Source organism: Clostridium sp. DL1XJH146 (assembly GCF_054819755.1).
In genome coordinates this window covers 36,733-45,183 of record NZ_JBTVVN010000031.1, presented here as the reverse complement: position 1 = coordinate 45,183, position 8,451 = coordinate 36,733, and the positions used below count along the sequence as shown (strand labels likewise).

The window sequence follows — 8,451 nt, the reverse complement described above, 5'->3', positions numbered from 1 at the left end:
TCATAAATTTTAGTATGTTACGAAAGAAAAATATAATAAAAAAGGGGTATCTCAGAATTTATTCTGAGACAGCCCCTGATTTTGTTTATAAATTTATGACTTAATTAAATATTCTCTTTTATTTATTCTTCCCACAATTCTGCTAGGTCCAACTCAACTAATTTACCGTACAAAGGTTTACCTTTTTTATCCATACCCATCATCTCATAGTAAGTCTTTTTAGCTTTTTCAAAATTTTCTCTATCTATACAGTTACCTTCAAGATCCCCATTTTTACATGGTTCAAACATTATATCAGGCAAAGTATCACCTTCACTTGTAATGCCAGCTTTTGCATTAAATAACTTGCCCATTATACAGCCTTTTTCTCCTACCTTCATGAGCTCAAATGAACTAATATCCCATCCTGTAACAAGATTAACATTTTTAAGTATTTGTTCTATAGATAAAATTATTTTTGCTGGATCTCCCATAAAATTGATAATATCAAGAGCATTATAGATACCCCATATTTTTTCAAGAATAACAAAAAACCTTAACTTATCATTATTCGATAACAAATCATCAATAGGTTTTCTTATTCCAAATTTGTATAGTGGATATCTTCTAGACTCTCCAATATACTCACCGTCTTCTATAGGTTCCGCTATGAAAATATGCTCATATTCAATAGCTATATGATCTGTGCAATTAGAAGATATTGCACATCCCAAACCAGGATTCATTTTTTTCATTAGTTCATTGTCTACAAATTCAAGCTTTTTAGAAACCATTGCCAATTTTTCTGCTCCATTACCTATTTTAATAGCTGCTCTATAAGTTCCTTCAGCTAACACATCGCCAAAGCCTTTTCTCTCACCTATTTGTTCAATAATCTTAAAGTAAGAGTTTACATTACCAAAATTAAGTTCAAGTCCCTCTGTATCTTCTAAAGTAATTAACCCTTTTTCAAAACACTCCATAGCAAAAGCTATAGTTACTCCTGTAGAAACAGTATCAAGTCCATATTTACTACATAACTCATCGGCTTTAGTAATAGCTAATGTATCTTTTATTCCACAATTAGTTCCAAGTGCTTCTAAAGTTCCATATTGACACTTACCACACTTATCATAGTACTGAAAATCTCTATATCCTGTAAAGTTCATAGCAAAGCTTTTAACAAACTCCATAAGTTCAGCTTCATATTTAATATCAAGATTTCCCGTACCTCTTATAGCTACTGCCCTTAAATTTTTTGATCCAAATACAGCCCCTAAACCACCTCGTCCATTCCATTGCTTAAATTGATTAGTAAGAGCTGCAAATTTTACTAGTTTTTCTCCCGCTGTTCCTATCTGTAAAACCTTAATTTTTGTATCCTCATTTTCTAATCTAATCTGTGATTCTACATATAAAGTATCCTTACCCCAAAGGTGGGTAGCATCTTTTATTTGTACATCCCCATCTTTTAACATTATATAGCACGGTTTGTCCGCTCTTCCTTCTATTACAATTCCATCAAATCCTGCAAATTTTAACTCTGGACCAAATAAGCCCCCTGATTGTGCATCACAAAAGCATCCTGTCATAGGAGATTTAGCTGCTATTGTATATCTTGAAGTCCCTGCAATAGGTGCCCCTGTTAGAACACTCGTAGCTATAACTATCTTATTATCAGGTCCTAAAGGTTCAACATTTCCTGATAATTCTTTATTAAGGTAATAACCAGCTATATTTTTACCACCTAAATATCTCTTGAAAAATTCTTCCCCTGGATATTCTATGCTTATTTTATATTCTGTTAAATTAATCCTTAATATTTTATCCTTAAATCCATACATCTAGCTTGCCTCCTTATTTTATATAAATAGGATACTTATGCTATCTACCTTTAAAATCAGGTTCTCTCTTTTCTTTAAATGCAGCCATTCCTTCCTTACTATCTTCTGTTGTCATACTAAAAGCAAATAAATCATTTTCATACTGTAGTCCCATCTCAAGAGATAGATTTTGCGTTGAAACTAAATCTTGTTTTGCAAGTTGGCTTGCAATAGGTGATAACTTTGTCATACCTTGTACCATATTTTCAACATACTGATCTATTTCATCATTTTCAAGAACTTTATTTATAAATCCTAATTCTGCTGCTTCATCTGCATCAATCATTTTAGCAGTAAAAATAAGTTCTGCTGCTTTATTGTACCCAATATTTCTTGCTAATACCTGTATTAATCCACTTCCTGGAATCCATCCATTTTTTACTTCAGATACTGCAAATTTAGCTGATTTTGCTGCAATTCTTATATCTGTAGCTAAAGCAAGCTCAAAACCTCCACCAAGGGCATACCCTTTAATCATAGACACAACAGGTTTTCTAATTGAACGAATAGCTACGCAGTAATCCATTCTATTTCTAAGTTCATAAGGAGTTCCATATTGTTTAAGTAATGTTATATCGCTACCAGTTGAAAAGCTTCTTTCTCCTTCACCCTTAAGAACAACAACTCTAATATCATTATCACTATTTACTTCACTACATATTTCTGTTAAACTCTCTGCCATATCTTTAGTAATTGAATTCATTTTTTTAGGTCTATTAATAACTATAGTACCTACATACCCTTTTTTTTCTAATAAAATTTCTCCATCCATTCTATAAACCCTCCTGTTAATTCAATGCACAATTCAAAATTCAAAATACAAAATACAAATGCACAATGCACAATGCACAATGCACAATTCAAAATACAAATGCACAATGCACAATGCACAATTATAGATGATTTTCTTCCCTTTGGTCAGAAAATCTTTAATTTAATTGTAGATTTTGCGTAGCAAAATCATCCTTCACTTCACACTTAACATTTCACTCTTCACACTTCACATTTCACTCTTCACGCTTCACTCTTTTACTAAAGTCCAGAGTTATTTCTACATACTTTTATTAGTTCATTAAGTTCTTCTACAAACTCTTTATAATCTTTTCTATTTTCTTTTACAAAATTACGTATCATACTACCTGCTTTGGCTTGGAAATCAATGTATCCATTGAATCTTGGTCTCATAGAACCACAATCTAACGTTTCAAGTGTAGCTGCAAAAAAATCATTTGATTGAGAATTTACTTTTTCATCTATCCATGCAGCACGATGTCCTGGTTGTCCTGCATTTTCAAAAAAAGTTGTTTTCTGAAATTCTTCACTGACTACCATTTCAACAAACTTTGCTGCGATATCTGGATATTTACATTTAGAAGAAATAGATAAACCAACTCCACCAATCATACTTCCTTTTGGTATACCGTTAGAAGATGGAATATTTCCGACATTAACAACATTGTTTAAATATCCTTCTCTAGAATAGTTTGAATATCCATAAATAAGTGGTACATAAACTATTTCATCTTCTGAACCCATTTTATCTAACACATTTATAGGATCAAAATCATAAGATTCAGTACTTGATTTATTCAAAATATTTTGTAAAATTATTAATGCTTTCTCTCCAACTTCTAAATCTAAATCCGACTCATCACTCCAAAATATTTTATCATTCAATTGAGAGCATACTGTGAAAAAACTTGAATATGCATGTACTGGAACAAAAGGAATACACATTTTCTTATCTTCTGGTAATTTATTTGCTAAATCATATACTTCTTCCCAAGAGCTTGGTACGTTAATATCCAGTTCTTGAAGTAAATCTTTTCTGTATGCACATACTTGAGCTGCAGAGTCTGCTGGAATAGCCCATTGGTGATTTTCCCAATTATAACTTTTATAGCTTAGTCCAACACTATTTTCTTCTTGATTTTTTAAATACTCTTCATCAAGAAGCTCGTCTAGTGGAAGTAACAAATTTTGTGCATAGGCACTCCCTATATGTGGATGGTCTATCATAATAAAATCATATTCTGTAGCAAGTTTTTCAAGTGGATAAAGTTCAAAATCAGAAAGGGATCTTGCATCCCACTCTATTTCTACATCTTTATTTTTCTCATTAAACATGCTAGAAGCCGCTAATAATGGTTTTACTCCTCTATCATGTGACCATGTCATTCCTTTAAATTTAATCATATAATCCTCCAAAATAAAATTATCTCGATTTTTTTTATTATTTATTATTACAAACGATGAAATCATAGCTAATTATTAAAACCTATGCTATATAAGATTAAACTCTTTATTAATATCATCAGTATCTTCGCCTAAAACTGGTGCCCCTTTATAAGAGAATAATTTTTCCCCGTTTACTCTTACTGGGAATCTAGTAGTTTTTACTGTAGTACCATTTTTACGTTTTATTTCTTGTACCATATCTGCATACTGTAATTCTTCATCTTCTAATACTTCTTTCATTGTATTTACCTTTGCACACCAATAATCAGCAGGCTCAAGTACACTTAACCACTCTGCTGTTGTTTTACTAGGTAAATGGTCAACTAACACTTGTTTGATTTCATCTCTCTTCTCAAACCATTTAGTTGAATCTGTATATTCCATCAATTTTGGACACTCTAATAATTCACCTAATGTTGTTATTGAACCCATTGATAAGGCTATATAGCTATCTTTAGTAGCATATATTCCATATGGTGCTGCTAAATAGTTATGTGCATTACTCACAGCACTTCTTTCTTGTATTCTGTTTCCGTCATTTAAATAAGTTGTAACTGCTTCAAATTGGAAATCGATAGCAGATTCTAATAAACTCATTTGTAGTAGTGCACCTTCCCCTGTTTTACTACGCTTTATTAATGCAGCTAAAACAGCTTGAACAGTGTTGCAGCTTGTTAGTTCGTCTACTAATGCAAGTCCTACTGGTACTGGTGCTTCACCATCATTCCCACTAAGCCATGGAATACCTGATAGTGCTTGTACAACTAAATCTTGACCTGGTTTTCCTCTTAAAGGTCCTTCTGTACCATATCCTGTTATTGATGCATATATTATTCCAGGATTTATTTCTTTAACTGTTTCATAGCTAAGACCAATTCTATCCATTATTCCAGGTCTAAAGTTTTCTATCATTACATCTGCTTTGGCAATTAATTTCTTAACTTTTTCTAAATCATCTTTATTTTTTAAATCTGCTGTATAACTTTCTTTATTTCTATTCATAGAATGGAATACTGTACTATCACCATCGATAACTAAATCTGACAAAGTAAGTCTTCTACTGTTGTCTCCACCTTTTGTTCTTTCAACTTTAATAACACGAGCCCCTAAATCTGCAAGTTTAACAGCTGCCCAAGGTCCTGCTAAATATTGACTAAAATCTAAAACTAAAACATCATCAAGTAATTTCATATTTTTCACCTTTCCATATTTAAATTTTTTCAAATAAAAAGCCTTAATTTTTACATTACTATTAATCAATTCGATACAATTATTATATAATCAAACTAATAATTATTTCGCCTTGTATAATGTTTAAATTAAGGTCAAATACTGTTTTTTTAATTTTCTAAAAATTTACTTTTTATATTTTACTAATCATTTTTCGTATACTATGAATGTCCATATTACTATCTTCTACTATATTTTTATCATAGTTTCCTTTTATCATAACTTTTTCTTCTACTGCTTTTCTATACTTAAATGGTGTCATACTATATGTTTCTTTAAAGCTCTTTGTAAAAGCTTTAGAAGATGCAAATCCATTATCTATTGCAATATCAAGAATTGTTTTATTTGTTCCAACTAGATCCTCATATGCATTTTGTAATCTAATAGTTGTAATATATTCTAAAATAGTTACCCCTGTTTTTTTCTTGAAGAAATGCATAAGATAATAGGAACTTAAATGCAATTCGTCAGCAATTTGTTCTAGTTTTATACCCTCTTTATAATTCATATGTACATAATCAAAGATCTCATTTATTCTTACTAAATTTCTATTTGAATCTTTAAGCTTGTCTTTATCTAATTTTTTGTATTGAAAATTGTTATAGAGAAGGTCAACTATTTTATCTATGACAATTTTTAATTTTAATAAATAGCTTTTCTCATTATCATCAAGCACCACTATATATTGTTTTAGAAGTTCAATCAATTCATCATACTTATGCCTGTCATCGTCAATTGAATTACAATAAAAAGCAATACTATTAATGTCGGGTATATATTTCTTATATTTTTCAAGTGATATTTGTAATGTAATCAATATATTATTTTCATGCGTTTTTACAAATTTATGCACCGTATTTGGATTTAACAAAATAATATCCTTTGTATCTAACAAAAAATTTCCTCGTTCAGTTTCTAATTGTAAGCCACCTTGCAAACAATATATTAGCTCAACTTCTTTATGACAATGAAAAATATTCTTCTGCACATCTCCAATATATAATTTACTTGGCAAAGAATGTTCAAATTTAACCAATTCATTTTTATATACAATTGCAAATTTATTTTTCATTTTTTCACCTCATTAGATTAATTTTCTTGCTAATAAATAAACCTATTCATATGTAATTAACTCTTTCTATTTTAAGATATTATACACTTGAAAAAAGTAATTTACTACCCCAAAGCCCCTATTTACTTAATAAACTATTCTATAAATCTAAAAACAAAAAAATCTGTGAATATACACAGATTTTTTATCTACACAATCTTTTTTTATTTTAATTTCCACTTATACTAACTTATATTTGTTTATATTTGTTTATATCCATTAATGACCATTTGTACTGTTTCTATTGCAATTGAAATCTCTAAAAACATCAATATATAAGCATAAGTATTTAAATTTTCGAGATATGGAAGATAAAAAGCAATAGTCAAAAGAATACTACATAAAATATACTTTATAATATTTACTTTATTTATGTTCTCCCATTTATTTTTAGCTATATACAATATTAATAATAACAATAATACTATTATTATCAGATGAACGATCATTCCATTAGCAGTATATATTTTAGATAAATACTCTATCTTCCTATAATATAGATGATGCATAAGACCACCTTTATAGCCTGATAAATATTCAAGAACTATAATCACTATAACTGTAATAAATTGAAATATTAATATTGCTAAGTTAACTATATTTTTTCTTAAATACTCTTTCATCTACTTAGTAGGGTCCCCTGTTTCTGTCGGATTACTAGAATCATTACTCCATCCAATCCATCCATCACTGTAAAGACTTGTATCAGTCATACCTGCTACATTAGCATATGTATATATTTCAGCTGCTCTCCAACCACTACCACACATAAATGCTAAATGCTTATTTATATCAATGCCTTGTTCTTCCCAAAGAGCAATAAACTCGCTTGCATTTCTCATAGTCTTATCAATATTTCTATAGTAATCCATAGAATAAGAATCAGTTTTTCCTGCATACCCAAATATAGATCCTGGAATTCTTCCTTTTATATCATGATATGAATATCCACTAGTTTCTCCTATATGTTCTTCCCAAGTACGATTATCTACTAAAGTATATTTATCTGGTGTTTCAAGTCCTGCCTTTGCTTCCTCTATAGTATCAATAACATCTGGGTTTCCTGGTATTGTTCCTCCAAAATCAGTAACTGCCTCTGGTTTATTACTCTCAGTTTCTAATTCATATCCAGCCATAGTCCAAGCCGTTGTTCCTCCATTTAAAACTCTAACATCAGCAACACCTATATATTTCAGTACTGTAGCCACCCTATAAGCAGCCATCTGCTCTTCTCCTGTAACTATTACAGTATCATCTTTCGTAAATCCATTATCAAGAGCAAATTTAGCAAGAGTTTCATCATCAGCTAACATCCAAGCTGGTGGTGGTTCAACTGCATCTGTATTTATATGAAAAGCTGTAGGAATATGACCATTAGCGTAAGAAGTTTTTTCCTCACCCCAACTAGCTTCTACAATTTTAATATTTTTAGCATCCTCAAAACTTTCAGCTTCTTTTCCATCAATAACGTCTTTAGTAATTGATGCTGGCACAATAAACTCATAATTCTCATATTTCTCCATTGGTAGACTTTCATCATCTGCCCACTGATTTACATCGTATCTATATATATTATTGAATCCTTTTTCTTGTAAATATGTAGCTACATCCTGAGCATCTTGTCCATTTGCATCATATAAAATAATATTTTTGTCTTCTGTTATTCCTTTAGTTTGAAGCGCTTCATTTAAAATAGCATCTTTATCATCCACTTCAACTTTAAGCCAATTTGCTGAAAAATCTACAGCCCCTTGAATTCTTCCACCTCTACTAACTCCATCTAACTTCCAACCATTAAAAGCATCAGTTAGACGTGTATCTACAATAACCCAAGATTCATCATTCATTACTTCTTGAACTTTTTCTGTAGTAATTGCAACATATCCTTCTTGTGATGTATTGTTTGTCTGTTCGTTATTTGTATCTACATTATTATTTTTGCTTGAACAAGCTGTCAAGCTAATTACTACCATTATAATTGCCAGAATTGATATAATTCTTTTTTTCATA

General features: G+C 30.4%; 7 protein-coding genes. All 7 read right to left on the bottom strand.

Annotated elements, in window-relative coordinates:
* Positions 1–122 precede the first annotated feature (122 nt).
* Complete coding sequence (locus ACVHXK_RS13995; protein ID WP_461207029.1) at positions 123–1,823, bottom strand: aldehyde ferredoxin oxidoreductase family protein; 1,701 nt, start codon at positions 1,821–1,823, stop codon at positions 123–125.
* A gap of 40 nt (positions 1,824–1,863) precedes the next feature.
* On the bottom strand, positions 1,864–2,634 hold the full coding sequence (locus ACVHXK_RS13990; RefSeq protein ID WP_461207028.1) for an enoyl-CoA hydratase/isomerase family protein: 771 nt from the start codon (positions 2,632–2,634) through the stop codon (positions 1,864–1,866).
* Between the two features lie 260 nt (positions 2,635–2,894).
* Positions 2,895–4,058 (bottom strand): ABC transporter substrate-binding protein, encoded by a 1,164-nt coding sequence (locus tag ACVHXK_RS13985; protein WP_461207027.1) that lies wholly within the window; start codon positions 4,056–4,058, stop codon positions 2,895–2,897.
* Between the two features lie 87 nt (positions 4,059–4,145).
* Complete coding sequence (locus ACVHXK_RS13980) at positions 4,146–5,291, bottom strand: CaiB/BaiF CoA transferase family protein (protein ID WP_461207026.1); 1,146 nt, start codon at positions 5,289–5,291, stop codon at positions 4,146–4,148.
* Positions 5,292–5,463: 172 nt separating this feature from the next.
* Positions 5,464–6,402, bottom strand: coding sequence for an AraC family transcriptional regulator (locus tag ACVHXK_RS13975; protein ID WP_461207025.1), 939 nt, complete (start codon positions 6,400–6,402; stop codon positions 5,464–5,466).
* 239 nt (positions 6,403–6,641) lie between these two features.
* A complete protein-coding gene (locus ACVHXK_RS13970; protein WP_461207024.1) occupies positions 6,642–7,064 on the bottom strand; it encodes a hypothetical protein in 423 nt (140 codons plus the stop codon).
* Complete coding sequence (locus ACVHXK_RS13965) at positions 7,065–8,450, bottom strand: sulfurtransferase (RefSeq protein WP_461207023.1); 1,386 nt, start codon at positions 8,448–8,450, stop codon at positions 7,065–7,067. It lies immediately after the preceding gene.
* Position 8,451 lies beyond the last annotated feature (1 nt).